We start from the raw sequence: 26,952 nt of genomic DNA on the forward strand, positions 1-26,952 counted from the left end.
AATGCCGCTGTTCGTCTATGGCACGTTGATGCGCGGCGAGCGCTCGCACGAGCTGCTCGGGCGCGCGCGTCGCCTCGGGTCCGCCCGCACCGCCCGATCGTTCGAGCTCGCCGATCTCGGCGCCTATCCGGCGCTCGTGCGCGGGGGCTCGACCGCGGTCCTCGGTGAGCTCTATGAGCCTGACCCGGAGACGCTCGCCTCGCTCGACCTCTACGAGGGGTGCCCCGACCTCTTCCAGCGGGAGTCGATCGAGCTCGACGGAGGCGCGCGGTGCGAGGCGTACCTGATGCGCGCGAGCCAGGCGCGCGGGTGTCCCCGGATCGCCTCCGGGGACTGGCGGACACGGCAGCAGCGATGAGCGCGTCAGTCGGCGCCGGCGCGGCGCGCTGGACGTAGCCCCGGAGGCGCGGCGTCGTCCTTTTCGACGCCCGTCCTGTCCTCGACGACGAGCAGCAGGGCCGGGAGCTCGCCCTCGTCGGCCTGGAGCCGAAAGGCAGAGATCGACAGCGTCTTTCGCCCGACGCGCGCGAGCACGGCCTCGAAGCGGAAGTCGACCAGCGAGGCGCTGCGGTGGAGCACGTCCCGGAGGCGCTGCTCGAGCTGCGGGGTGTTCCAGCCCGCGTCGATGGCCGAGAGCGGCCGCCCCTCAATGTCCCCCAGCGAGATCATGAACAGCTCGCAGTAGCGCCGGGTGGCCGTTCGGATCCGGAGCTCGCCGTCGAGCAGGAGGAACGGGTGGCGCAGGACCTCGAAGACCGCGGAGATGCGATCGCGCGCGCCGGCGATCTCGCGCGCGGCGCGCCTCAGCGCGTCGCCCTCCAGCCAGCAGATCACCGCGCCGTCGACCTCGTCCCCGGCGGTCCTGGAGGGGCGCACCCGCATCACGTAGGTGCGGCCGTCGCGATCCTCGACCTGTCGTTCGACGGTGCTCCTCGTGTCGAGCGCCTCGGCGACCACGGGCGCGACGTCGGCCCAGCCCCTCGGCTTCACGTCGAGGATGGACCTGCCCACGTCGTTCGCGGCGAGGCCGAGCAGCCTGTCCGCGGCGCCGGTGAAGCGGCGGATCCTGAGGTCCGCGTCGAGCATCACCATCGGGACGTGGACGCTGTCGAGGAGGTCCTGCAGGTCGTCGTTCGCGAGCCCGAGCGCGACGTTGCTGCTGTGGAGCTCCTCGTTGATCGTCGCCAGCTCCTGGTTCGCCGACCGGAGCTCCTCCCGCGAAGCATCGAGCGCGTCGTTCATCCTGTGCAGCTCGTCGTTGCTCGCGAAGAGCTCCTCGTTCGCGCAGAGGAGCTCCTCGTTCGTCGCCTCGAGCTCATCGATGATCGACTGGAGGTACTCCCTCGTGGCGACGAGCTCCCTCCGGAGCTGGACGACCTCCAGGTCCTTCTGGGGGGCGCCCTGGGGCGGGTCGCTGCCCGCGTCGAGCCTGGCCACGCCCGATTCGGAGAAGACGACGAGAAAGCAGCGCCCCTGCGGGAGCCGCACCTTGAGCGGCCACACCTCGATGTCGACGTACCGGAGCTTCTCTCCCAGCCTGACCTTGATCTGCTCCTTCCGCGCCATCGTCCACGAGCTCATCGCCGCGTCGATGGCGGCCCGGAGGCCGAGCAGGAGCCCCTCCCGGGCCATCTTGAAGAGGTGCAGGCTGGCGTCGCCCGGCGCTGGCTCGAGGTAGGGCCCTGTCTTGCCCCGGAACTGGACGATCTGCATGTCCTCGTCGACCACCACGCCGGCAGGGGCGTAGTGCGTCATGACGATGGCGTCCGCCTCCCTGCGCACCGCGTCCATGCCGAGCCCCTCGGGATACCGCTCCTTCTCCGCCCTCGGCGCGGGAGCGCTCGGCAGGGCGGGCGCGGCGGGCCCGAGGGAGTAGGCCGCGTCGGGCGCGGCGCGCTTGCAGAAGATCCTGTGGGTCCTGTCCACGATCCCGAACAGGTCGGGCACCGTGCTGATGCTCTCGGACGAGCCGAGGAGCAGGAAGCCCGTCGGCTTGAGGGCGTGGTGGAACGTGTGCAGCAGCCGGCGCTGCAAGCTCGGCTCCAGGTAGATCATCAGGTTGCGACAGCTGATCAGATCGAGCTTCGAGAGGGGCGGGGCGGTCGTGGCGTCGTGGCGCGAGAAGACGCAGAGATCGCGGACCGATTTGTTGACCTGGAAGCCGCCTTGCACCCGGACGAAGAAGCGGCGCAGCCGGCTGGGCGACACGTCGACCGACAGGCCCTCGACGTAGATCCCGGCCCTCGCCTGCTGGATGGCGGCCTCGCTCAGGTCGGTGCCGAAGATCTGGACGGCGTGGTCGCTCGCGTCGGCTTCGAGGAACTCGAGCAGCGAGATCGCGAGGGAGTAGACCTCCTCGCCCGTCGAGCAGCCCGGCACCCAGACGCGAACAGGGGAGTCCTGTGGCCTGTTGTGCATGAGCACCGGGAGCACGTGGGTCTTCACCGCGGCGAACGCCCCCGGATCGCGGAAGAACGTCGTGACCTTGATCAGGAGATCCTGGTAGAGCGCCTCGATCTCGCCCGGGTTCGCCTGCAAATGATCCAGGTACTCCTGGAGGCTCCCGATCCTGTGGAGCGTCATCCGCCGCTGGATGCGGCGCTTCAGCGTGTTCTTCTTGTAGTGGCTGAAATCCACGCCCGCTGTCGCGTGCAGCAACCTGAAGAGCTTGCCGAGGACCGGGTCGACGCCGAGGGACGGGCCCTGCGCGAGCCACGGCGCGAGCACGTGTCCGGGGCGGCCCATCCTCGCGAGCTCCGCCGCGATCTCCTCGACGCCGAGGATGAAATCGATGCCCCCGGCGGCGATGGCGTTGCGCGGGAGCGCCGGTCGGTCGGCCGAGCGCGGGTCCTCCGCGAACGTGACCCCGCCCTCTGCCTTCACGTCCTTCATGCCGACGGCGCCGTCGCTCCCGGCGCCGGATAGCGCGACCGCGACCGCGCTCGAGCCCAGCTCGCTCGCGAGCGAGCGCAGGAAGATGTCTGCGGGGCTCGGGCCGCCGTCGCCCCGCGGCGCGACGTCGACGGTCACGCCGTCCAGCGTCGCTCGCGCGTCCGGCGGGAGGACCTGGACGTGACCAGGCATGAGCCTCGTCCCGGATCGAAGCTCGGCCACCGGCAGCGGGCTGCTCTGCATGGCGAGCTCGAGGAGCGGAGTCTCCCCGGGATCCGCGGTGTAGATCAGCACGAGGGAGAGGCCCGTATCTCGGCTCGGCAGCCGCCGGAGGAGCTCCGCGACGGCGCCGCGCCCGCCGGCCGCTGCGACGACGCCGACGACGAGACAGCGCAGCTCGCCCCCAAGGTGCTGCTCGCCCGCCCTGGACGACGCGCCGGCGCCCCGGGACGGCTCGATCGCGCGCCTCGGCGCCGCCGCCCTGCCCGGCAGGTGCGCGGCGTCGCTCTGGGCCGTTGCCCTGAGTTGCGTCCGGCGTGACTTCTTGTGTTCGGGCATTGTGGCTGGAAAGGTTGGCTCCTTCTCAGGTGCCTTGGAGCCGCGGGGACCTGATGATGACGAAGCTATGGTTGCGGTGCGCGATCGGTCAACGGGACGATCATCGGCTGTTCTCGTGCGCGCTGAGCGCTGGTCATGGCGTCCGACGGCCTCAACCACCTTTCATGAGGCCGGGAGGGCGCAGGAAGAGGAGCGGAGTGGCGTTGTACGCACCTCGCTCCCGTCAACTCGCGCCTTCGAGGCGCGCGAGGAGCCGTTCGAGCTGCTCCAGGATGTGCGTCGATTGCTCCGACACCGCGCGGGCGGAATCGCTGATCCCGACCAGCCTCATCTCGTCCATCCTCCCGCCGGGCTGGAGTCTGCTCAGGGCTTCCAGCGCGGCGTCGTGGCGCGCTCGGGCGACCCGGGCTGCCGCCATCGCGCGGCGCAGGCGTGTGCGCGGGGGCTCCAGGCTCTCGATCCTGGACCACCTCCGCTCTGTCCCGTCGCGCCGGGGTTCGTCGTCCGCGCGGGCCTCGGGATCGTCGGGCGCCGCCGGGGCCTCGTGCGCTTCGAGCAGCGCGGGCGCCTTGCCCCCCCGCAGCGCGCGGACCGCCTCGCTCCCCGCGCCGTGCGCTCGCTCCCTGCGCGGGTCGTCCGCGCGAACTCGGATGCTGACGCTGATCTCCCGGTTCGCCGCCGGCTCCGGGCCGCCCTCCCATCCCCCCTCCTCCACGATCTGTTTCGTCGCGTCGTTGACGAGGAACACCTGATCGGCGTCGTGGAACCGCTCTGCCCGCAGCGCCAGCAGCGCGGAGCGCGCCGCATCGAGCGAGCGGATGTGCTTCATGAGCGCGAGTCGCCTGCCCCTGAAACGAACGTAGATGCTGTAGCTGATCTGGGGCGCCATCTGCTTCGCCTCGTGGGCCCGGTCGCGTCATGCCGTGTTCAGCGTTCCTCTTGAGCGATCAACGTTCAGGCTCAGCTCGCCCATGACATCGGGTCGAGCAGGCGGTCGACCCGCGTCCTCGTTCCTGCTGATCCCTCGTCGAGCGCGCGTGGAGCGCAGCCTCGGCGCGTCCTGCTCTGGGCTCACGCCTCCGGCACCGTCGTCAGCAACACCAGGCTCCCGGCGGTCCGCTCGGCCGTCCTGCACGCGGTGCGCACGAGCTGCCACTCCGCCTTCACGAGCTCCGCCATCAGCGATCTGTCGTCACAGAGGGCTTTGCTCAGCGACTCCTCGGCGTCGTCCCCGAAGGAGAGCACGCGTATCGCGATGGCGAGCGCGAAGTCGTTGGTCAGCCGGACGCGCAGATCGACGTCCGGCGTGCAGACGTGGAGCGCGTGCTCTTCGAGGGCGATCTCGATCCGCTCCGCGATCGACCGCTCGGCGTCGGCGCTCCATTGAATCGAGCGGCACGTCTGCCGGAGCAGCTCCTGGAACAACCGTCTATCGCAACCGAACCGTGTGCTCATGCAGCCCCCCTCGACAGCGCCCGTTCCCCGGCGGAGAACCGCCCAGCGAGCGCCCGCCATCGGCCGGAGCGCGCGGCGGCCGACATGACGCGGCTGAACGATCAGGACCGCCCCCAAAGCTGCGCTCCTCCGGAGATCGCCCGAGCGGCTCCCTCCGCTTCCCCGACCCCACCCCCTGGCTGTCCCGAAGCTGGAATCCGTTGACGGCTAGCTGTACCTCAGATGGCGCCCGACCGGCCGCTAGGGTGATGAGGAATCAAGCATCAGGGATTTCCTGTACAAAAGCCCTCGTTCTGCGCTGGGCACTCCCAGCCTGAGTCGGGAAGATCCTGGTGCCGCGAGCGCTGATTCGACAGCAGCGACTCGCCCAGGGCCGCCGACGCCGGCCGCATGGGTGAGCCGGCGCGCGCGTCAGGTCGCCTTGGCCCTGGAGCGCCTGCGCTCACCGCCGCCGCGTTCGCCGCCAGCGGCCGGCGCGGCGCCGGCGGTCTGCGGCGCGCTGCGCGGCGGCGCCTCCATGACCGACGGGTCAGCGACGGCGCGCACCTCCGGGGCGAGCAGGCCGTGCGTGAAGAGCTGGAGCACCTGCGCGCACCAGGCGCCGATGTCTGGCCTCGACGGCGCGTCGATCAGCTTGCGCACCAGGCGGTCGAAGGCGCCGGAGACGAGGGCGGCGATGACGCTGGGCTCGAGATCGCGCCGGTAGAGCCCGATATCCATCGCGTACCGGACGCGGCTCTCCACCTGGCGCGCGACGCGCTGGGCGAACTCGTCGATCAGGTAGGCGTAGGGGGCTCCGCCGCCGCCCGCGAGCATCATCTTGAGCAGCGCCCGGTTCTGCCAGCAGAACTCGAGCACCTCGACGTCGTGCGCGAGGACCCGCTTCAGGTACTCGTTGATCGACGCCCGCTCGCTCTGGAAGACGATGGGCGGCGGCTCCACGCACCCGGCCAGGCGCGCGATGAAGGTCTCGACGATCTGCTTGAAGCAATCGTCCTTGCTCTGGAAATGCAGGTAGAAGGCGCCCTTCGAGACGCCGGCCCGCTCGGTGATGTCCTCGACCCGCGCCGCCGCGAGGCCGCGCTCGGTGAACGCTGCCTCGGCGGCGCGGAGCAACTCGATCCTGGCGCGGCGATCGGCGAGGCGGGGCATTCTGACTGGTCGGTCAACGTCCGGGGACTGAGCCACTATGGGAAGACCGTCATGGGCCGTCAAGCCGGCTCGGCCGTGCGCCTCGCGACGCGCCGCGTTCGAACACGCTCGCGCTGCTGGCATGAGCGATGCTCCCGGAGAGCTCGAGGAGACCATGGTGACCGTGGCGAGGCGAAATGCAGCAGGGCGTGACGCCGTGGCGGGAGCGCCGACGGCGGCGGCGCTCGTACCGAGCCACCCTTCCTTGCCGGGCCTGCGCGAGGCCGCCGCGGGCTGCCGGGCGTGCCCGCTGTGGGAGCGCGGCACGCAGACGGTGTTCGGCGAGGGCGCGGCGCGATCCGACGTGCTCCTCCTCGGCGAGCAGCCGGGCGACAAGGAGGACCTGGCCGGCAAGCCGTTCGTTGGCCCGGCGGGGCAGCTCCTCGATCGCGCGCTCGAGGAGGCGGGGATCGATCGACGCCGGGCGTACGTGACCAACGTGGTCAAGCACTTCAAGTGGGAGCCGCGCGGCAAGCGGCGCATCCACAAGAAGCCCGACGCGCGCGAGATCCGCGCGTGCCTCCCCTGGCTCGCGGCAGAGATCGCGGTGGTGGAGCCGCAGATCGTGGTGTGCCTCGGCGCGACGGCGGCGCAGGCGCTGCTCGGGAGCTCGTTCCGGGTCACGCGCGATCGCGGCCGGATCGTCACCTCGCCGCTCGCGCCGCGCACGCTCGCGACCGTGCACCCGGCGTCGATCCTCCGCATGCCGGACGAGGCCTCCAGGCAAGCCGAGCTCTCCCGCTTCATCGAGGATCTCACCGCGGTGGCGCGCGCGCTCGGCTGAGCGGTCGCCGCCCGGCGCGCTCCGCCTCCTCGCGGCGCGCGCTCGCGATGGAGTAGGATTCGCCCCGATGACCACAAGCCCACAGCCGGTCCCGGGCGCAGAGCAACGCGCGCCGACCCCCTCGGCCGCGCACGCCCACGGCACGAAGAAGATGTGGCCGCTGATGCTCGCGGCGCTCGGGGTCGTCTACGGCGACATCGGGACGAGCCCTCTCTATGCGATGAAGGAGTGCTTCAGCCCCGCCAGCCCGCACCACGTCGCGCTGACGCCGGCCAACGTGCTCGGCGTGCTCTCGCTCATGTTCTGGTCGCTGATGCTGGTGGTGACCATCAAGTACGTGACGTTCATCACGCGGGCCGACAACGAGGGGGCGGGCGGCATCCTCGCGCTCCTCGCGCTCGTGCCGAACAGCGAGCGCAAGGGCGACGGCCGCGGCCTGCTCGTGCTCCTCGTCCTCTTCGGCGCCTCGCTCCTCTACGGCGACGGCGTGATCACGCCCGCGATCTCGGTGCTGTCGGCGGTGGAGGGCCTCGAGGTCGCGACGTCGACCCTGAAGCCCGCGGTCGTGCCGATCACGTGCGCCTTGCTGCTCGCCCTGTTCCTCGTGCAGAAGCGCGGCACGGCCGGGATAGGGACGGTCTTCGGGCCGGTGACGCTCGTCTGGTTCGTCGCGCTCGTGCTGCTGGGAGCGAAGGAGATCGTCCACAGCCCGGGCGTGCTCCGGGCCGTCTCACCGGAGTACGCGGTGAGCTTCTTCGTCGAGAACAAGGTGCACGGCTTCCTCATCCTCGGCGCGGTCGTCCTCTGCATCACCGGCGGCGAGGCGCTCTACGCCGACATGGGCCATTTCGGCCGCGAGCCGATCAAGTACACCTGGTACACGATCGTCTGGCCAGGGCTGCTCATCAACTACTTCGGCCAGGGCGCGAAGCTCCTCGAGGACCCGACCGCCGCGGCGAGCCCGTTCTACGCGCTGGTCCCGTCGTGGGCGCTCTACCCCACGGTGGCGATCGCGACAGCGGCGACCGTCGTCGCGTCCCAGGCGCTCATCTCCGGGGCGTTCTCGCTGACGCAGCAGGCGGTGCAGCTCGGCTATTTCCCGCGCGTCACGGTGGTCCACACGTCGAAGGACGAGGCGGGGCAGATCTACATCCCCGAGGTGAACAGCGGGCTCCTGGTCTCGTGCCTCGTGCTCGTGATCACCTTCAAGAACTCGAGCGCGCTCGCGGCCGCGTATGGCATCGCCGTCACGGGGACGATGGGGATCACGACCGTGGTCTATTACGTGGTCACCCGGAAGACGTGGGGGTGGCCGGTCTGGAAGTCGCTCCCCCTCGCCGGGCTCTTCCTGGTGATCGATCTCGCGTTCTTCGCGGCGAACAGCGCCAAGTTCTTCCACGGGGGCTGGGTGCCCATCGTGATGGGGGCGGCGACCTTCACGGTGATGACGACCTGGAAGACGGGGCGCAAGCACCTCGCGGCCGCGATCAAGTCGGCGATCTTGCCGCTCGACGTGTTCCTCGAGGACGTGAAGCGCACGAAGCCGCACCGGGTGCGCGGGACGGCGGTCTTCATGGCGTCGAGCCCGGAGGGCACGCCGCCGATCCTGCTGCACCACGTGAAGCACAACCAGGTGCTGCACGAGCAGGTGGTGCTCCTCTCGATCCAGGTGCTGAACGTGCCCGAGGTGCCGGCGGAGCGGCGCACGACGGTGATCCCGCGGGGCGAGGGCATCTACCAGGTCACGGCGTGTTACGGCTTCATGCAGACGCCGAACGCCCCGTCGGTGCTGGAGGGGTGCAAGCGGCACGGGCTCATCATCGATCTCGGGAGGACGAGCTACTACCTCGGCAGGGAGACGCTGCTGACGACGGGCAGCTCGAAGATGTCCCGGTGGCGAAAGGCGTTGTTCGCGTTCATCTCGCGGAACGCGCGGCCGGCGACGGCCTATTTCGGGCTGCCGCCGAACCGGGTCGTCGAGCTCGGCATGCAGGTCAATTTCTAGGTCGAGCGCGGCCGGCGGCGATCACGGGCCGGTGTACCGGGCGCGCGGCCGCAGCATGTAGCCCGCCTCCCGCTGCTCGAACGCGTGGGCGATCCACCCCGCGGCGCGCCCCACCGCGAAGAGCGCCGCCGCCGCGCCGGCCGGCAAGCCGAGCGCGGCCGCGATCGCGACGAGGCCCACGTCGAGCGACGGCGGATCGTGGCCGGCGTCGCGCAGCGCGTCGACCAGCGCGAGCACGGTGCGCAGCGCCGCGCTCTGCGGCGCGAGCGCGCGCGCCGTGTCGAGCAGCACCTGGGCGCGGGGGTCGCCGTCCGGGTACAGCCGGTGGCCGAAGCCCGCGATGGGCTCGCCGCGGCGCAGCCGCTCGTGGACCGCGGCGGCGGCGCGCTCGGGTCGGCCCGCCTCGGCGACAAGCGCCTCCACCCGGTCGGCGGAGCCGCCGTGACGCGGGCCGGAGAGCGCCGCGAGCCCCGCGCTGACGCAGGCGTAGAGGTCGGCGCCGGTGGAGGCGGCCACGCGGACCGCGAACGTCGAGGCGTTCAGCTCGTGATCGGCCGACACGAGGAGCGCCCGGTTCACGGCGCGCTCGGCCTTCTTCGACGGGTTCGCGCCGAGGGCGACGAGCAGGCGCCGCGCCGTCCCCTCGGCCTCGAGGGCGGCGGTCACCTTGCTCGCGTCGCGCCCCAGGCCGACGAGCGCCGCGGACGATCGCACCAGCGCACGCGCCCGGGCCCGCTCCGCGTCGCTCGTGGGGATGCGCCCGTCGCCCGACGGCGCGCCCACGTGGCGGGTCGCGTCGTGCGCGCCGATCGCGGGCACCGCGAGCGCGAGCGCGGTGAACGGCGGCGCGCCTTCCGGCAGGAGCGCCGCGAGCTTCGCCGGCCGGACGCTCAGCCGGCCCGGCCGCGCGGCCGGCGCGCCCCCCGCGGGCAGCTCGCCGGTCCACAGGAGCTCGGCCACGTCCTCGAACGGCACGTCCGCGAGCGCCAGCGCGACCGCCTCCTTGCCCCTGTAGACGGGGCCGCGCGGCCCGATCGCGGTGAGCGCCGACTCGAGCACCGGCTCGCCCCACCGGAGCGCCTCGGCGGCGACGGGGCCATGGCCCGCGCGCGCGTCGTGCCGCGCCTTGAGCCGCTCGATGTCCGCCCTGAGATAGAGCCGCGCGCGCCCTCGCCCGCCGGGCACGCCCCGGAGCACGCCCCGGCTCGCGTACGCATAGAGCGTCTCCCGCTTCACGCCGAGCAGCTCCGCGGCCTCGGCGCCGGTCACGTACGCCGAGGGCCGCTGCTCCGGGCCAGGTAGATCAACCATGAAAGCCCATCAACGTCAGATCCATCCTGTCCACCATCGAGGCGTCGTGGGTCGAGGATCGCCGGACGACCTCTGTCCCTCCTAGCACCGCGCTCCTCGGTCCATCTCGGGATTTTTGGCGCGGCGCGCCCCTCGGCCGCTGTCCGAGGCGCCCCTCCGTTCCCCTCGACGTGAGCCCGGGAGGGGCTGGCCTCACGACCGCCTGCCCGGGGCGCCCTCGACGCGCTTCGATAGCGTGCATGGTTGATTGTACAATCAAGATTGATCAACCATTCACGATGCCCAACATGTCCTCGGTGGAGGTGATCGGGATGAAGGACGTGGCGGCGCCGCTCGCGAGCGGCCTGGAGGGCGTGGTGGTGGCGGAGACGCGGCTCTCGGAGGTCGAGGGGGAGCGGGGGAGGCTCACCCTCGCCGGACACGACGTCGAGGCGCTGGCCGGCGACGGCGGGGTGACCTTCGAGGACGTGTGCGGGCTGCTCTGGGGCGGCGCGTTGCCCGCGGCGGCGGAGCGGGAGGCGCTCCGCGGAGCGCTCGGCGAGGGCAGGGTGCGGGCGTTCGCGCTCCTCGGCCGGCTCGGGGGCGCGCTGGAGGCGCGCGACGGCATGGACGCGCTCCGCGCCGCGGTCGCGCACCTCGGGAGCGACGCGCCGCCGGCGGCGATCGCCGGGGCGATCGCGACGTTCGCGGCGGCGTGGGCGCGGCGCGCGGCGGGCGAGGCGCCGGTCGCGCCGGATCCGGCGCTCCGGCTCTCGGCCGACTACCTGCGGATGGCGCGGGGCGCGGCGGCGAGCGAGGCCGAGGCGCGCGAGCTCGACACGTACCTCGTGACGGTCTCGGACCACGGCATGAACGCGTCGACCTTCGCCGCGCGCGTGGTCACCTCGACGGGGTCGGACGCGATCTCGGCTGTGGTCGCCGCGATCGGCGCGCTGAAGGGGCCGCTCCACGGCGGCGCGCCGGGGCCGGTCCTCGACATGCTGGACGCGATCGGCGCGGCGGCGGGCGAGGGCGGCGCGCCGTCGCCCGGGAGCGCGGAGCGGTGGATCCAGGCGGAGCTCGCGGCGGGCCGGCGGATCATGGGCATGGGGCACCGCATCTACCGGGTGCGGGATCCACGGGCGGCGGTGCTCGAGCGGGCGATCGAGCGGCTCGCGCGGACGGCCGGCGGAGCGCGGGGCGCCCGGCTCGCGCTGGCGCGCGCGGTCGAGCGGGCGGCGGAGGCGGCGCTCCGCGCGCGGCACCCGGACCGGCCGCTGCGCGCGAACGTCGAGTTCTACACGGCGGTGCTGCTCGACGCGCTCGGGCTGCCGCGCGCGCTGTTCGCGCCGACCTTCGCGGTGGGCAGGTCCGCCGGCTGGTGCGCGCACATCGACGAGCAGCGGCGCGTGGGGCGGCTGATCCGGCCGAGCTCCCGCTACATCGGGGGCGTCCCCGGGGCGGCCGCTCCGCCGCGGTGACTGCGAAAGGTCGTGGCCGTCCTGGCCATGGCCCCGCCGTCCTGGTGACGGCCTCGGCCGTCCTGGCCTGTATCCCGGTGGTCCTGGCGATGGCCCTCGCCGTCCACTTCAGGAGGATGCCGGTCCCAGGTCGACACGCCGCGGGGCAGACTTATTGAAGCAGGACGGCGGGCATTACCCTCAACCACGTCACCCTGCCATCCCTTCCGAGCTCAGATCACCGGCACGATCGTTCCTCCGCCCGAGGAAGGCGAAAGAAGAATGCGCCGCGCGCGGGTAGGACGTTGTTCGTCCGGCAAAGTTGGCAGCTTCGCGAGGGTACTGTTATCGTGTTCAGTATGTCGCCCGTCGCTCTTGCCGCTCCTCTCGCCCGGGACCTCCTGCGCCACACCCTCCCCGAGTTCGAAGCGCGCGCCAAGACGCTCCCGCTCACTTTACAGGAAATCAACGACGCGCTCCCGGAAGGGGGGCTCCCGCGCGGGGGCGTGGTCGAGCTCGCCACACCGCGGGGGCTCGGGCGTTCCACCTCGGTCGCCCTCTCCGCGTGCGCCTCGGCGCAGGCGGAGGCGCGGCTGCGCGGGACGAGCGCGACGGCGGGGGCGTGGTGCGCCTGGATCGACCCGAGCGGCTCGCTGTTCGCGCCGGCGGTCGCGCGGGCGGGGGTCGACCTGAGCCGGCTGCTCGTGGCGCGGCCCCCCGTGGAGATGCTCGCGAAGGTCGCGGTCCGGATGGCGATGAGCCGGGCGTTCGCGGTGCTCGTGATCGACGTGGCCGGGGTCCCCGGGGCCTTCGGCCAGGGCGCGGCGAAGGGGGAGCGGGGCGCGCCCGCGGCGGGGCGTCGCGAGGAGGACCTCGCGCGCTGGGTCAACGTGGTGCGCAAGCTCGCCCTCGCGACCGAGGGGAGCGACGGGACGGTCCTGCTCCTCACCGACCGCCAGGCGGCACGGCCGATGCCTTTGCCGGTCGCGATGCGGCTGGAGCTCGAGCAGGTCGCCGAGGACCGGCTGACGGTCCGCGTCGCCAAGGACCGCCGCGGGCGCGTGACCTCGCCGACGACGGTGATGCTGGGATCGAAGGTGAAGGCCGAGCGGACGACGGGCAGCGAGCCCCGGCCCGCCCTGTCGCGGGTGTGAGGGAGGAGGAGCGATGGCGGTGAGGCGCATTGTGGCGATCGTGCTCCCGCAGCTCGCGTGCGAGCTGGTGAAGCAGCGCGGACCGGTCTCGCCGAGCGGGAAGGCGCCGCTCGCGGTGATCATCGGGGGCGAAGAGGAGCGCCGGGCGGCGCTCGCCGCGCGGTCCGAGCGCGAGCCTCCGGCCCCGGTGGCGGTGATCGACGTGGTCGACGACGAGGCGCGGCGGTACGGGGTGAGGCCGGGGCAGAAGGTCGTCGAGGCGGCGGCGCTGGTCGCGCACCTGGCGATCCACCGGGTGACGTTCGCCGAGATCGACGCGGCGCTCGGCCGGGTCGCCGAGGTGGCGCTTGGGCTCGGGGCGACGGCGTCGATCCAGCTCGGCGAGCAGGGCGCGACGCAGCGCGCCGGTGCGCCGCGGCCGTCGCGGGCGGGCCGCGCCGGAGAGCGCGCCGCGAGCGCGGCGCGGAGCCCCTGGGGCGACGGTCCGTACGACACGGTGTGGCTCGACATCACCGGGGCGTCGCACCTCGTCGGCGGCGAGGAAGCGCTGCTCGACGAGCTCGGCGAGCGCGTGGCGGCGCTCGGCCACCGGGCGCGGCTCGCGATCGCGGACGGGCCGCGGCTCGCGCAGGCGCTCGCGCGGTTCGGCGCGCACGCGTCGGACGGCGGTCGCGGGGCCGAGGCCCCGATCGCGCCGCCAGGGAAGGGGGCGCAGGCGATCGGGCCGCTGCCGGTGCAGGCGCTCCCGGTCGAGCGCGAGGTGGCGAGCTTCCTCGTCCGGCTCGGCGTGCTCCGCGTCGAGGACCTCGCGCGCCTGCCGCGCGCGCAGGTGGCGGCGCGGCTCGGTCCGCGGACGACCGAGGTGATGGAGCTCCTCGCCGGCCGCGATCCCGTGCCGCTCCTCCCCTACGAGGTGCCCCGGCTGATCGAGGAGGAGGTGCTCTTCGACGAGCCGGTCGAGAACGCCGAGTCGCTCCTGTTCGTGCTGCGCGGCATGACGTCGCGGATCGCGTCGCGGCTCGCCGCGCGCGGCGAGGCGTGCGGGCGGCTCAACGTGGCGATCGCCTACGATCGCTCGATCGCGCGGCTCCGGCTCGGCGATCGCGAGGACGACGACGCCGCGCTCCTCGAGGACGACGAGCGCGGCCCCTCGCTGCGCTTCCACGTCGACATGCCGGTGCCCCTCTCGGACGCGGGCGACCTGCTCCGGCCCATCAAGGCGAAGCTCGAGCGGATCGAGCTCGCGGCGCCCGCGGTGGGCGTCCACCTCATCGCCTCCCGGATCGCGCGCGCCCGCCAGGTGCAGCTCGATCTGTCGCGCGACCGCTCGGTCGATCCCGACAGCCTGCCGGCGCTCCTGGCCGAGCTCTCGGCGGAGATCGGCGCCGAGCGGGTGGGCGTCCTGGAGATCGCCGACGCGCACCGCCCCGAGGCGCGCTCGCGGCTCGTGCCGGTCGAGGACGACGCGGCGACGGCGCGACCGTCCGCCGCGTCCCGCGCGCGCGGCGCGGCGGAGCGGTCCGCGGCGGAGCAGGGGGGGAGCGCGGAGGGCGCCGAGCAGCCGGCGCCGGAGCCCGCGCGGCTCCTCGCGCAGCCGATCCCGCTCGGCCGCGTGGGGCGCGGGGCGATCGTGGCGGTCGATCGCCACCTCTACGCGATCGAGCGGCTCTCCTTCGTGATGCGGATCGACGCGGTGGAGTGGTGGACGCCCACGCCGGCCTCGCGCGACTACGCGCGCGCCTGGCTGGTCTCTGGAGCGCCCTCCGGCAGGGCCCCGGGGCGGCTCGGTGAGCTTCGGCCCCGAGACGGCGCGAGCTCGAGCTCCTGCGGCGAGGCGTGGATCTACGTCGACCGCGCGACGGGCGAGGCCTTCCTGCAAGGGTGGTGCGCGTGAGCGCCGGCGCGTCGGTGCCGTTCGTGGAGCTCTGCGGCCGCTCCTGCTTCTCCTTCCTCGAGGGCGCCTCGCACCCCGAGGAGCTCGTGCACCGCGCCAAGGAGCTCGGCCTCGAGGGGCTCGCGCTCTGCGACCGCGACGGTATCTACGGCAGCGTCCGCGCGCACACGGCGGCGAAGAAGATCGAGCAGCGGGTGATCGTCGGGGCCGAGCTGACGATCGGCGCGCCGCGCGCGGCTGCCGAGCGCGTCGCGCCGCGCGCGCCGGAGGTCCAGCCGTCGGTGGTCCTGCTGGTCGAGGACAGCGAGGGCTACGCGAACCTCTGCCGCCTGCTCACGATCGCGCACGCCGATTGCGAGAAGGGGACGGCGAGCATCTCGGCGGAGGCGATCGCGGCGGCGCCGCGGGGCCTCACCGCGATCGTGCCGCTCGATCCGCTCGTGCCGGCGGCCGTCAGCGGCCCGCTGCTCGGCGCGCTGCGCGACGCGTTCGGCGAGCGCGCGCTCGTCGCGACCTGGAAGCACCTCGACCGCCGCGACGGCGAGCGGGTCGCGGCGGCGCTCGCGGCGGAGCGGCGCTACGGCGCCTGCGCGGTGGCGACCGCGCGCCCGCTCTACCACCACCCGTCGCGCAAGCCGCTCGCCGACGTGCTCACGTGCATCCGGACCAAGGCCACGCTCGATCAAGCCGGGACGCGGATCGCGCCGAACGCCGAGGCGTACGTGCGGTCCGGCGCGCAGATGGCGGCGCTGTTCCGCGATCATCCGGCGTGGATCGCGCGCACGGTGGAGGTCGCGTCCCGCTGCCGCTTCTCGCTGTCCGAGCTCCGCTACAGCTTCCCGAGCGACGCGCTCTGCATGCCGGGCGAGACGTCGGACCAGGCGCTGCGCCGCCTCACCGAGGAGGGCTGCCGCGACCGCTACCCCGCGGGGACGCCGCCCCAGGTGCGCGCGCAGATCGAGAAGGAGCTCGCCCTGATCGCGAAGCTCGACGTGGCCCCCTACTTCCTCAGCGTGCAGCAGGTCGTGAAGATCGCCCGCGCGCGGCAGATCCTCTGCCAGGGCCGCGGGAGCGCGGCGAACAGCGCGGTGTGCTTCGCGCTCGGCGTGACCGCCGTCGACCCGGCCCGTTCCAACCTGCTCTTCGAGCGCTTCCTGTCGGAGGAGCGCAACGAGCCGCCGGACATCGACGTCGATTTCGAGCACGAGCGCCGGGAGGAGGTGATCCAGGCGATCTACGAGATGTACGGCCGCGACCGGGCGGCGATGGTCTCGGAGGTGATCGCCTACCGCGGGAAGAGCGCGCTCCGCGAGGTGGGCAAGGCGTTCGGCTTCTCGCCGGACCAGGTCGACAGGCTGAGCGGCCTCGTGCTCCACCACGAGGCGGACATCACCGAGCAGCGGGTGAGCGAGGCCGGCCTCGATCCGGACGACGTGCGCGTCCGGCAGGCGGTGATGATGGCGAGCGCGCTGGAGGGCTTCCCGCGCCACCTCTCGATCCACGTCGGCGGCTTCGTGCTGTCGTCGGAGCCGCTGCACAGGGTGGCCCCGGTCGAGCCCGCGCGGATGGAGGGTCGCACGGTGATCCCGTGGGACAAGGACGACCTCGACGATCTCGGCTTCTTCAAGATCGACGTCCTGGCGCTCGGCATGCTGACGGCGATCCGCAAGGCGCTCGCGTTGATCCATTCGGATCGGTACGCGGCGCTCGGGGGGCCGGTGGTCCACGCGGGGCGCGCGGAGCAGGACGGCACGCCCGAGGGGCCCTCGGGCGATGCGGAGCGGGACGCCGCGCCCGCGGTCGTCGCGGCCGACGCGGAGCGGGGCGGCTCGTCCGCGGGGCCGTGGGGTCACGCTGGCCGGGGCGCCGCGTTCGATCCGATCGCGGCGCTCGCGCAGATCCCGCCGGAGGACCCTGCGGTCTACGAGGCGATCGGCCGGGCCGACACGGTCGGGGTGTTCCAGATCGAGAGCCGCGCGCAGATGGCGATGCTTCCGCGGCTCAAGCCGAGCAAGTTCTACGATCTGGTGATCGAGGTGGCCATCGTGCGCCCCGGGCCCATCCAGGGCGGGATGGTGCACCCCTACCTGCGCCGGCGCACGGGGCAGGAGCCGCCGGTGTCGCCGCACCCGTGCCTGGATCCGATCCTGGAGCGGACGCTCGGCGTGCCGCTCTTCCAGGAGCAGGTGATGCAGATCGCCATGGTGGGCGCCGGCTACACGCCAGGCGAGGCCGATCAGCTCCGCCGCGACATGGCGGCGTGGAAGAAGCACGGGCGCCTGGAGCGGCACCGCGGGCGGCTCATCCAGGGCTTCGCCGAGCGCGGGATCTCGGCGAAGTTCGGGGAGATGCTCTACCAGCAGATCCAGGGCTTCGGCGAGTACGGCTTCCCGGAGTCGCACGCGGCGAGCTTCGCGCTGCTCGTGTACGCGTCGGCCTGGCTCAAGGTCCACCACCCGGCGGCGTTCACCTGCGCGCTGCTCAACGCCCAGCCGATGGGGTTCTACAGCCCGTCGGCGCTGGTGCAGGACGCGCAGCGGCACGGCGTGGAGGTGCGGCCGGTGTGCGTGGTGCAGAGCGCGTGGGACGCGGCCCTCGAGCCCGGCGCCGAGCCCTCGGCGGGCCCTGCGCTGCGGCTCGGCATGCGCCTCGTGAAGGGGCTCGGCGAGGCGGCCGTGGCGGCGATCGTGGCGGCGCGCGAGGACGCGCCGTTCAAGAGCCTCCCGGATCTCGTGCGGCGCGCGGAGCTGAAGAAGAACGAGGTGGAGGCGCTCGCCGAGGCGGGCGCCCTGGCGACGCTGGTGCCCGCGCGGCGGGAGGCGCTCTGGCGGGCGCGCGCCCCCCGTGTGGAGGGGCTCTTCGAGAACGTGCCGATCGAGAAGGACAGGGACGTGGGGCTCCCCCCGCTCAGGCCGCTGGAGCAGCTCGCGCTGGACTACGGGCGCGTGGGCCTGTCGCTGCACGACCACCCGATGCGGCACCTGAGGCCGGCGCTGAAGCGGCGCCGCGGAGGCGCGCGCGTGCGGACCGCCGAGGAGATCAAGGCGGCGCGCAACGGAGAGAGCGTGCGCGTCGCCGGGATGGTCGTCGGTCGCCAGCGCCCGGCGACGGCGAGCGGCGTGACGTTCGTGACGCTCGAGGACGAGACCGGCGTGGTCAACGTCATCGTCCAGAAGCAGGTCTTCGCGGATCACTACCAGGTGGCGCGGCACGCCGCGCTCCTTCTCGTCGCCGGGCGGGTCGAGCGGCAGGGCGAGGTGATCCACGTGGTCGCGCGCGAGCTCGAGCGGCTGGAGCTGCCGAGCGGGCAAGACGTCGCGCTCAAGTCGCGCGACTATCACTGAGCGAGCTCGCCCTCGGGGGCGCAGGGCGCGGAGGACCTCGTCGAAGAGCGCGCGCGTCAGCGCGACGCGACGACCTCGTCGACCAGCGAGAGCAGCGTCGCCGCGTCGAACGGCTTCATGAGCAGCCGGGCGTCGACCTGCTGCAGGAACGCCTTGCTGCGCTCGGTGAAGGCGCCGCCGGTCAGGAACACGACCCGGCGCTGCTGCTCGGGCGCGAGCTCCGCGAGCGAAGCGTAAAAATCCATCCCTGTCATATCGGGCATCATGAGGTCGCACAGGATGGCGTCGTAGCGCTCGCCGGCGCGGATCCGGGCGAGCGCGTCGCGGGCGCTCGCGGTCGCGGTCGTCTCGTGCCGTGGCTCGAGCGTGCCCGCGATCGCCCGCGTGAGCAGCGGCTCGTCGTCGATGATGAGGATCCGCTGCCGCGGCGCCGCCTGCAGCTCGGCCGCGGCGAGCCTGCCGCCCTCGCGCGACCAGCGCGGCGCGTCGTCACCGGGCGCAGCCGGGGCGCGCGCCTCGCCGGTCCCGGCGGCGGGGAGGACGACGCGGAACGTGCTCCCCTCGCCGGGGCGGCTCTCCACCTCGATCTGCCCCCCGAGCGCCGTGACGATGGAGTGGCAGATCGCGAGCCCCAGCCCCAGCCCTTCGCCCTCTTCCTTGCTCGTGTAGAACGGGTCGAAGATGCGCCCGAGCGCCTCGGATGCGATCCCGGTGCCCGTGTCGCGCACCGCGACGACGACCTGCCCCGCGGCGTCGCGGCGCGTCGAGAGCTCGATCTCGTTCTGCTCGGCGAGCCCCTCGGGGATGGCCTGCGCGGCGTTCACGATGAGGTTCAGGAAGACCTGCGCGAGCCGCGGCTCGTTCGCCTCGACCGGCGGCACCTCGTCGAAGCTCCGGACGACGCGGGCGCGGTGCCGGATCTCGTTCATCGCCATGTGGACGCAGGAGTCGAGCACCCGCCGGACATCGACCGGCCCTCGGCGGTCGTCCTCGGCGCGCGAGAAGGTGTGGAGGTCGCGCACGATGAGCCGCACGCGCTCCGCGCCCTCGCGCGCGTCCTCCAGGAGGTTCAGCACCTCGGAGAGCTCGCTCGACGGCGCGCGACCTTCGCCGTGAGCGCGCCCCCAGGGGCCGCTGCGCGAGGCGCTGCTCCGTCGATCGAGCGAGGCGATGCGCCGGATGGCCGCGTCGACGTTCGTGATGACGAAGGCGAGGGGGTTGTTGATCTCGTGGGCGACGCCTGCGGCCAGCGTGCCGACGCTCGCCATGCGGCCGGCGAGGACGAGGCGGGCCTGCGTCTGCGCGAGCGCGTGGCGCGCGGCGGCCTCGCGCGCGGCGCGCGCGCGGGCGACGCGGAGCCGCGCCCGAGCGCCCGCGCCGTCCCCCTCGACGCCCACGAGCAGGACGTCGCTCGCGCCCGCCGCCAGGATGCCGTCGATGTCCGCGTCGCGCTCGGTGAGCGCGAGGACGATCACCGCCTCGCCGCCGGGCTGCGCCCGCACGCGGCCGCAGAGCGCCGCGGCGCCGGCCGGGTCGCTCCAGTCGACGGCGAGCACCGGCGGCGGCTCGCGCAGGCACTGCTCGAGCGCGCGCTCCGGGTCCGAGGTGACGCCCACGTCCGGCACATGGCGTCGGATGAGCGCCTCGAGTCGCTCGCTCGCCGCGGCGCGCCCGCGGAGGAGCAGGATAGCGGCCGATTCCGCGCAGCCCATCGACGTCCTCTCAACGTGGGTTCGCAGCCTCTTTACCGCATCTCCACCCCGGCGTGCAGGCAGGTGATCCGTCGCCGCGCGAATGCCCGCGCCTCGCCGCGTCGCCGACGTCGCCAGCCGCTCGCTCGTCGCGCGGCTAGCGCGGGCTCGCCGTCGCGTCGTCGTCCGGATCGCAGTCGTCGGCGACCCTCGACGCGTCGTCCGTGAGCGGCGGGTACAGGCTCTCGACGAGCGCCGCGGAGACCCGCTCCCCGAGGCGCGCGTCCATCTGCGCCATCGCCTCGCGGAGCCGGTCGATCTCCGCCGACAGGGCCTCCTTGAGCGGCCGGCGCTGCGTCTCCTCCATCCCGGCGAGCTCCGTCAGCGCCTCCCCGAGGCGCTCGCGCGCCGCCTCGGCCGCGCCGCCTGCGCCGTCCGCGTCGGCCTCCCGGACCAGGTGCTCCGCGACGCGCACGTGCCCGCGGTAGCGCACCCGCGTCCGCTCGAGGAAATCCCGGTACGGCTTCACCGCCCCGCTGAGCGCCTGCACGGACGCCGCGAGCGCGCGCGCCTCGCCCCGGAGCGCCTCGCGATCGGCGTCGGCGAGCGACGGGTTGCGCTCGACGTGCGCCTCGAGCGTGGCCAGCACCTCGCGGGCCCAGCGGAGGTGCCGCAACCCCGAGGCGCCGCGGGACAGACGCCGCCTGGCCGCCCGCTCCGCGCCCGATCCGGCGCTCACGCCACCGCCGCCGCCGGCGCCGCCTCGCGCTCCGGGCGCTTCGCCATCTCGTTGATCCGCACGCTCACGAGCTTCGAGACGCCGGGCTCCTGCATCGTCACGCCGTAGAGCACGTCGACCGACTGCATCGTGCGCTTGATGTGCGTGATCAGGATGAACTGCGAGTGGCTCGTCATGCTCCGGATCGCCTCGTTGTAGCGGGCCACGTTCGCCTCATCGAGCGGCGCGTCGACCTCGTCGAGGATGCAGAACGGCGACGGCTTGAACTGGAAGATCGCGAAGATGAGCGACACGGCGGTGAGGGCCTTCTCGCCGCCGCTCATGAGCTCGATGTTCCCGAGCTTCTTGCCCGGCGGCTGCGCCAGGATCTCGATCCCCGTCTCCAGCATGTCGTCGGGGTTGGTCAGCCTGAGCTCCGCCTGACCGCCGCGGAACATCTTCGGGAAGAGCGTCTTGAAGCGCGCGTTGATGCCGTCGTACGTCGTCTTGAAGAGCCGCTTCGACTCGCGGTTCATCTGGGCGATCGCCTTCTCGAGGTCGTCGAGCGCCTTCTCGAGGTCGGCCTTCTGGCCCGAGTAGTACGTGTACCGCTCCTCGGCCTCGGCGTGCTCGCGCACGGCGTCCAGGTTGACGGGGCCCATGCGGTCGAGCAGCTCCGTCAGCTCCTGGATGCGCGCGCGGTGCGAGGCGTCGACCGGCGGCCGCTTGTGGTAGTCGCCGACCACGCGGGCGAGCTCCAGCCCGCGGAAGCGCTCGCGCACCCCCTCGATGAGGTGGTTGTGCTCGACCCGCAGCCGCTCCAGCGCGAGCTCGTGCTTGCGGAGCTGCTCCGTCACCTCGGCGAGCTCCTGGCGCAGCCCGCGCAGGTCGGCCTCGCGCGCCGCGTGCGCCTGCCGCGCCTCGTCCAGCGCGCGCCGCGCCTCGGTCAGCGTGGCCTGCGCCGCGTGCGCCTCGGCCACGGCGCGGACGAGCGCCTCGCGCGCGATCACGATCGTGGCCGCGGCCTTCCCGGCGCCGACCGCGCTCTCGGTCCTCTCCTGATCGAGCCGGGCGATGCGGCCGCGGAGCTCGTTGCACGACCGCGCGAGCCGCTCGACCGTGCCCCGCGCGGCCGCCGCGCGCTCGCGCACGCGCGCGAGCTTCACCTTGCGCTCGGTCACGACCGACTGCTGCCCGAGCACCCGCTCGCGCCACTCGGCCGCGACCTGCTCGGCGTGATCGAGGCCCGCCGCCGCCGCCTCGCGCGCCGCGCGCCCTGCCGCGAGCTTGTCCCGCGCCGCCTGCTGCTCGCTCCCGCCGGCGTCGAGGTTGTCGGCGAGGTCCTCGAGCTCGGAGCGCACCACGCCCTCGCGCTTCTGCGCCGCGGCGAGCTGCTCCTCCGCGCGGCGCAGGTCCTTCTCGGCCGTCACCAGCGCGAGCTCCCCCTCGTGCGCCTCGCTGCGCGCCCGCTCCAGCGCCGTCCCCACCTCGGTGATCCGCAGGCGGAGCTTCTGCTGCGCGTCGAGCAGCGCCGTCACCTCCTCCGATTTGGCCGCGACGAACTCGTGCAGCGCGCGCATCTCGCGCTTTTGCTCGATCATGCCCGCCGCGACCGCGTCGCCCGAGCCGCCGCTCACCACGCCGTCCTCGCGGACCACCGTGCCGTCGAGCGCCACGAGCGTGCACCCCGCGCCCGCCGCCGCGAGCCGCGCCGCGACCGCGGCCGACTCGACGACCACCGCGTCCCCCACGAGCGCCCGCGCCAGCGCCTCGTCCTCCGGCGCGAACACGAGCCGGTCCACGAGCGGCCCGAGCACGCCCTCGCCGCGCGGCGGCCGACGCGCGGCGCCGGCCACGAACGCCGGCCGCGCCGCGATCACGCTGGCCCGCCCGCGGTTGTTCTTCGACAGGTCCGCGAGCAGCGCGATCCCGCGCTCGACGTCGCTCACCACCGCGCACTGCAGCCGATCCCCGAGCAGCCCCGCGAACGCCGCGGTCAGATCGGCCGGAGCCTCGATCCGGTCGGCCACGAGCCCGAGCAGCGCCGGGTCCTTCGTCTTGAGGAGGTTCTTCACCCCGGCGCCCACGCCCTCCAGCCGGGCGTGCAGCTCCTCGAGCGCGCGGAGCCGGTTGCGCCGCTGCCCGAGCTCGTTCTTCGCGTGCTCCACGGTGCGGTCGCTCGCGACCGCCTGCTCCCGCAGCGCCTTCATCTCGGCGTCGAGCCGCGTCCGCTCCTCCGCGGAGATCCGCTTCCCGTCCGCGAGCTCCGCCACGTTCCGCGTCAGCGACGAGCGACGCCGCTCGAGCTCCTCGGACTCGTACATGAGCCGCCCGAGCTCGTCCTCGTGCTTCGCCCGCCGCTGGCTCATCTCGGTCATTCGCCGGTCGAACCCGGCGAGCGACGCCTCGGCGGCCGCGACCGCCGCGGTGGCCTCGCCGGCCCGCCGCCTCAGCGCCGCGACCTCGTGCTCGGCCGTGCGCTCGCCGTGGCGCAGCTCCTCGAGCCGCTCGTGCTGCTCGAGCGCGAGCTCGCTCTCCCGCGCCTCCTCTTCCTCGACGCCGGCGAGCTGCGCCTCGAGCTGCGCCTTCTCGTTCGTGAGCTCGTCGACCGTCTTCTCGAGCTCGCCCTGCTCCTTGGCCGCGGTGACGAGCCGCTCTTCCAGGTGCCGCAGGCGGTCGCGCGCCCGCGCGATCTCCGCCTCGTGGGTGCGCACCTGGTTGTCGGCCGCGAACGCCTCGTTCTGCGCCTTCTCGGCCCGCTCCTCGCAGGCGAGGGCCTCGAGCCGGGTGACCTCGATCTCGGCCTCGCGCGCGGCGAGCGCCGTCTGCGCCACCTGCGCGCGCTCGGCGTGCTCGGCCCTGCCGATCGACTCGCGCTGCGTGAGCACCGTGATCTCGAGGAGCTTGTGCGACGCCTCGTGGAGCACGAGGTCCTCCAGCTCCTTGCGGTAGTTCACGTACCGCTCGGCCTTGGCCGCCTGGCGCTTCAGGGACGCGAGGTTCCGCTGGATCTCGGAGACGATGTCCCCCACGCGGAGCAGGTTCTGCCGCGTCTGGTCCATCTTCTGCTCGGCCTGCTTCTTCCTGGCCTTGTACTTCGTGATGCCGGCGGCCTCCTCGATGAGCATCCGCCGGTCCTCCGGCCGCGCCGAGACGATGAGCCCGATCTTGCCCTGCTCGACGATCGAGTAGGCCTTCGTGCCGACGCCGGTGCCGAGGAACAGGTCGGTCACGTCCTTGAGCCGGACCTGGGTCTTGTTGATGAGGTACTCGCTCGTCCCGTCGCGGAAGAGCCGCCGCGTCACCGCGATCTCCGCGTAGTCCCGGTACTCGAGCGGGAGCTGCGACGCCGCCGTGGGCTCGCTGTTATCGAAGGTGAGCGTCACCTCGGCCATCCCGTGCTGGGCGCGGGTCTCGGAGCCGTTGAAGATGACGTCCGACATCGACTTACCGCGGAGGTGCTTCGCGCTCTGCTCGCCGATGGCCCACCGGATCGCGTCGACGATGTTCGACTTGCCGCAGCCGTTCGGACCGACGATGCCCACCACGTCGGTGTCGAAATGGACCACCGTCCGGTCGACGAACGACTTGAACCCGCTGATCTCGAGCTTCCGAATGCGCATGACGTCCCCGGGACCGGCCAGGCGAGCTTAAACGTATCGTCACAGCACGCCACGTACCGTCACGACTGGTATCCCGGGGTCTACGTGCGCTGGCGTCGCGCGGCAAGACCGGAAACCCGTCTCCTCACGCGAGCATCGAGGACCAGGTCTTGCGTGACGCGACAGCGAGGCGGCGCGCGTCGATCGAGAACGAGCGATGTCCGTGGCGCAACCCGCGCTCCTGGCAGCCGCCTTGACAGGTGGCTAACGTGGCCATATCCCTCGCGTTGTTTCGAGGAGTAGAAATGCCATGCCCACTTACGAGTACGCCTGCACATCCTGCGCGCATGAATGGGAGGCCGAGCAGTCCATCAAGGAGGCACCGCTGACGGAGTGCCCGTCGTGTCACAGCGCGACGGCCCGGCGGCAGATCTCGCGCGGCACGGGCTTCATCCTCAAGGGCGGCGGCTGGTACTCCGACCTCTACGCCTCCGGCTCGAACAAGCCGCCCGCGAAGTCGGACGGCGGGTCGGGCAGCTCCTCGGGGTCGGAGGGGACGAGCTCCGACGCCGGCTCGAGCGGCTCCTCGTCGACGAGCAGCACCAAGAGCGACGCCGGCGCGTCGTCCGCCCCCGCGGCGGCCTGACGCCGTCTCGGCGATCGGCGACGGCGGTGTAGACATCCCTGCGCGGCGCGGCGCCGCGCGGGGAGAGTCCTGCGCTCGCGCCGGGAGTGCTGCGTGTCCACCTGTGCCGGGGGCGGTGCTAGGGTGGCCGGGATGGATGAGAGAAAGCGACTTGAGGAGCTCCGCCGGCAGCTCACGGAGCTGGATCAAGAAATCCTGCGAAGCGTCGAGCGCCGCGCGCGCATCGCGCACGAGCTGGCCAAGCTGAGGACGGGCACGGCACGGTTCGCCCCCACGGCCGACGCCGCCCACGTCCAGGCGCTCGAGCGCGCCGTGACGCCGCCGTTCCCGCTCCGCGCCGTCCGGCCGATCTTCGTCGCCATCGACGCGGCCTCGCGCGCGTACGATGTCGCTCCCCGGGTCGCGTACCTGGGCGCCGAGGGCGACTACGGCTGGACCGCGGCGCACGATCACTTCGGGGTCGGCGGCGAGTTCGTGCGCGCGGACAGCGCCGCCACGGCCATCGAGGAGGTCGCGCGCTCGCGCGCGGATTTCGCCGTGATCCCGTACGAGTCGTTCAAGGAAGGGCCGATCTTCCCGACGATCCAGGCGATCGGCGGCGCCGATCTCAAGGTGGTCGGCGAGCGCCAGCTCGCGCAGGCGCTCGACCTCGTGAACCGGAGCGGCAACCTCGCCGACGTCGAGCGGGTCTACTGCTCGCCGCAGGACCACGTGGCCTGCGTGAACTACCTCGAGCTCCAGCACCCGCGCGCCCTGGTGCTCGACGTGCGGTGCCCTCAGGTCGCCTGGGATCTCGCGGCCGAGAACGAGGGCAGCGCCGCCATCGTCCCCCGCGGCTTCACCGGCGGGCAGGAGCTCCGCGTCGCCCGCGAGAACGTCGGCGACGAGGGGGAGCTCCGGATCCGCTACGCGGTGCTCTCGCGGCTCCCCGCGCCGCGCTCGGGCCACGACGCCACGGCGATCCTCTTCAGCGTCCACGACCGGCCCGGCGCGCTCCACGACATCCTCCAGCACTTCAAGGAGCGGAGCTGCAACCTCCGGCGCGTCCACTCCCGCCCCGTCCCCGGCGAGGGCTGGGACTATGTCTTCTACGTCGAGGTCAGCGGCCACACGACCGATCGGGCGCTCGTCGCGGCGCTCGAGGGCGTGAAGCGCGAGACCAAGATGCTGAAGATCATCGGCTCCTTCCCCCTGGAGCGCCCCGACCCGCCGCACGAGCGCGCTGGATGACGAGCGAGATGGTGCGGATGCTGCTGCATTCCCGGATAACTGGCGCCCTGCGCCGCGCGGCGGGCGCGATCGCGATCGCGGCGCTCGCTGGTACATCGACGCTCGTCGGCTGCGGCGGCGCGGACGACAGCCTCGCCCTGGTGGGTGGAGAGAAGATCGACGCGACCGCGATCGATCGCGACCCGCTGGCCGTCCTGCCGAGCGGCGCGGTGATGCTCGGCTACCTCGACGCGGCGGCGCTGTTCGCCTCCGGCCTGGGGGCCGAGGTCAACCAGATCGTCGCGAGCCTGCTCCCGCTCGGTCCGGAGTCGAACTTCGTCCCCTCGCGTGACGTCGTGAAGGTCTACGGCGGTCTGTACGCGATGCAGGGCGCCGACTTCTGCGCGGTCATGCAGGGCAACTTCGACGTCGACGCGATCCGCCGCGCCGCCGATGCCCGGACCGTGACCGTCATCGGGGCGCCGCTCGTGAAGACGCGCTACGCCGACAACGACCTCTTCACGGCCGGCAACGTCGGCTTCGTCGTGCTGACGCCGCACACGATCCTCACGGGCAACGAGACCGGCATGCGTCGGGCCCTCGACCGGCTCCGCTTCAGCAAGCTGCAGCGCTCCGTGCCGTCGTGGATGGTCGAGCTCCTGAACACGAAGAACGCGTCGTTCGCCGTGGCCGGCGATCTCACGAGCCAGCCCGCGGTCGCGTCCGCGGCAGGGCAGCTCCCGTTCCTCTCGGGACTCCAGTACGTGCGCGTCATCGGCAATTTCCAGCCGCCTGGCGTCAACTTCGCCGGCGCGCTCACGTACACGGACCCGCAGAGCGCCGCGAACGGCGCCGTCGCGCTCCGCAACCTCGAGCAGATCGCCCGGATCGCGACCCTGCTCTCGTCGTGGGGCTTCGGCTACGGCTCCGTCCCCCCGATGCAGGTCGCGCAGCGCGAGAGCGACGTCGCGTTCACGCTGCCGCTCGGCGAGGGGATCGTGCGCATGCTCCTCCGCACCGCCGCCGAGACGGCGAGGAGCGCGGCGCTCGTGCGCTGAC

The 26,952-nt window shown here is 73.0% G+C and carries 18 protein-coding genes; 10 read left to right on the forward strand and 8 right to left on the reverse strand.

All coding sequences use genetic code 11. From position 1 onward, the window contains the following. The first annotated feature begins 1 nt into the window (after window position 1). On the forward strand, window positions 2–358 hold the full coding sequence (locus WME76_RS04975) for a gamma-glutamylcyclotransferase family protein (protein WP_061619726.1): 357 nt from the start codon (window positions 2–4) through the stop codon (window positions 356–358). A 5-nt stretch (window positions 359–363) separates the two neighbouring features. On the opposite strand, the gene WME76_RS04980 is transcribed toward WME76_RS04975, so the two are convergent. The 4 genes from WME76_RS04980 to WME76_RS04995 form a co-directional block, all read right to left on the reverse strand. After that, window positions 364–3,450, reverse strand: coding sequence for a CheR family methyltransferase (locus WME76_RS04980; protein WP_437959048.1), 3,087 nt, complete (start codon window positions 3,448–3,450; stop codon window positions 364–366). Between the two features lie 223 nt (window positions 3,451–3,673). After that, on the reverse strand, window positions 3,674–4,339 hold the full coding sequence (locus WME76_RS04985; protein WP_437959049.1) for a hypothetical protein: 666 nt from the start codon (window positions 4,337–4,339) through the stop codon (window positions 3,674–3,676). A gap of 182 nt (window positions 4,340–4,521) precedes the next feature. Next, on the reverse strand, window positions 4,522–4,905 hold the full coding sequence (locus WME76_RS04990) for a hypothetical protein (RefSeq protein ID WP_437959050.1): 384 nt from the start codon (window positions 4,903–4,905) through the stop codon (window positions 4,522–4,524). A 411-nt stretch (window positions 4,906–5,316) separates the two neighbouring features. Beyond that, window positions 5,317–6,057 (reverse strand): TetR/AcrR family transcriptional regulator, encoded by a 741-nt coding sequence (locus WME76_RS04995; protein ID WP_437959051.1) that lies wholly within the window; start codon window positions 6,055–6,057, stop codon window positions 5,317–5,319. Between the two features lie 154 nt (window positions 6,058–6,211). Here WME76_RS04995 and WME76_RS05000 point away from each other — a divergent pair, with 154 nt between their 5' ends. Both WME76_RS05000 and WME76_RS05005 read left to right on the forward strand, forming a co-directional pair. After that, window positions 6,212–6,880 carry a UdgX family uracil-DNA binding protein gene (locus WME76_RS05000; protein WP_437962076.1) on the forward strand — a complete coding sequence of 223 codons (669 nt, stop codon included), beginning with the start codon at window positions 6,212–6,214 and terminating at the stop codon, window positions 6,878–6,880. 67 nt (window positions 6,881–6,947) lie between these two features. Beyond that, complete coding sequence (locus WME76_RS05005) at window positions 6,948–8,885, forward strand: potassium transporter Kup (protein WP_437959052.1); 1,938 nt, start codon at window positions 6,948–6,950, stop codon at window positions 8,883–8,885. Between the two features lie 21 nt (window positions 8,886–8,906). Here the strand turns inward: WME76_RS05005 and WME76_RS05010 are convergent, their stop codons facing one another. Next, window positions 8,907–10,196, reverse strand: a complete 1,290-nt coding sequence (locus WME76_RS05010) for a citrate synthase family protein (RefSeq protein ID WP_437959053.1) — start codon at window positions 10,194–10,196, stop codon at window positions 8,907–8,909. 278 nt (window positions 10,197–10,474) lie between these two features. Here WME76_RS05010 and WME76_RS05015 point away from each other — a divergent pair, with 278 nt between their 5' ends. From WME76_RS05015 to dnaE, 4 genes are all read left to right on the forward strand, one after another. After that, window positions 10,475–11,656: a citrate synthase gene (locus WME76_RS05015; protein WP_437959054.1), complete on the forward strand. Its 1,182-nt coding sequence runs from the start codon at window positions 10,475–10,477 to the stop codon at window positions 11,654–11,656. Window positions 11,657–11,994: 338 nt separating this feature from the next. Beyond that, complete coding sequence (locus WME76_RS05020; protein WP_437959055.1) at window positions 11,995–12,789, forward strand: recombinase A; 795 nt, start codon at window positions 11,995–11,997, stop codon at window positions 12,787–12,789. Between the two features lie 13 nt (window positions 12,790–12,802). Continuing rightward, window positions 12,803–14,683, forward strand: a complete 1,881-nt coding sequence (locus WME76_RS05025) for a DinB/UmuC family translesion DNA polymerase (protein ID WP_437959056.1) — start codon at window positions 12,803–12,805, stop codon at window positions 14,681–14,683. Continuing rightward, window positions 14,680–18,027: a DNA polymerase III subunit alpha gene (gene dnaE, locus WME76_RS05030; RefSeq protein ID WP_437959057.1), complete on the forward strand. Its 3,348-nt coding sequence runs from the start codon at window positions 14,680–14,682 to the stop codon at window positions 18,025–18,027. The genes WME76_RS05025 and dnaE overlap by 4 nt, the downstream gene beginning before the upstream one ends. A gap of 56 nt (window positions 18,028–18,083) precedes the next feature. Here dnaE and WME76_RS05035 read toward each other — a convergent pair whose 3' ends face one another. The 3 genes from WME76_RS05035 to smc all read right to left on the reverse strand — a co-directional run bounded on the left by WME76_RS05035 (window position 18,084) and on the right by smc (window position 24,059). Then, entirely contained in the window at window positions 18,084–19,739 is a 1,656-nt protein-coding gene (locus WME76_RS05035; RefSeq protein ID WP_437959058.1) for an ATP-binding protein, read from the reverse strand. A 136-nt stretch (window positions 19,740–19,875) separates the two neighbouring features. Continuing rightward, on the reverse strand, window positions 19,876–20,457 hold the full coding sequence (locus tag WME76_RS05040) for a hypothetical protein (RefSeq protein ID WP_437959059.1): 582 nt from the start codon (window positions 20,455–20,457) through the stop codon (window positions 19,876–19,878). After that, window positions 20,454–24,059 (reverse strand): chromosome segregation protein SMC, encoded by a 3,606-nt coding sequence (gene smc / locus WME76_RS05045; protein WP_437959060.1) that lies wholly within the window; start codon window positions 24,057–24,059, stop codon window positions 20,454–20,456. Before smc ends, WME76_RS05040 begins: the two co-directional genes overlap by 4 nt. A 289-nt stretch (window positions 24,060–24,348) precedes the next feature. On the opposite strand from smc, the gene WME76_RS05050 reads away from it, so the two are divergent. The 3 genes from WME76_RS05050 to WME76_RS05060 all read left to right on the forward strand — a co-directional run bounded on the left by WME76_RS05050 (window position 24,349) and on the right by WME76_RS05060 (window position 26,951). Further along, window positions 24,349–24,684 (forward strand): FmdB family zinc ribbon protein, encoded by a 336-nt coding sequence (locus tag WME76_RS05050; RefSeq protein ID WP_437959061.1) that lies wholly within the window; start codon window positions 24,349–24,351, stop codon window positions 24,682–24,684. Between the two features lie 132 nt (window positions 24,685–24,816). After that, complete coding sequence (locus WME76_RS05055; protein ID WP_437959062.1) at window positions 24,817–25,914, forward strand: bifunctional chorismate mutase/prephenate dehydratase; 1,098 nt, start codon at window positions 24,817–24,819, stop codon at window positions 25,912–25,914. Further along, window positions 25,911–26,951, forward strand: coding sequence for a hypothetical protein (locus WME76_RS05060; RefSeq protein WP_437959063.1), 1,041 nt, complete (start codon window positions 25,911–25,913; stop codon window positions 26,949–26,951). Before WME76_RS05055 ends, WME76_RS05060 begins: the two co-directional genes overlap by 4 nt. The last annotated feature ends 1 nt before the right edge of the window (window position 26,952 follow it).

Source organism: Sorangium sp. So ce119, assembly GCF_051524405.1.
Lineage (GTDB): Bacteria > Myxococcota_A > Polyangia > Polyangiales > Polyangiaceae > Sorangium > Sorangium cellulosum_G.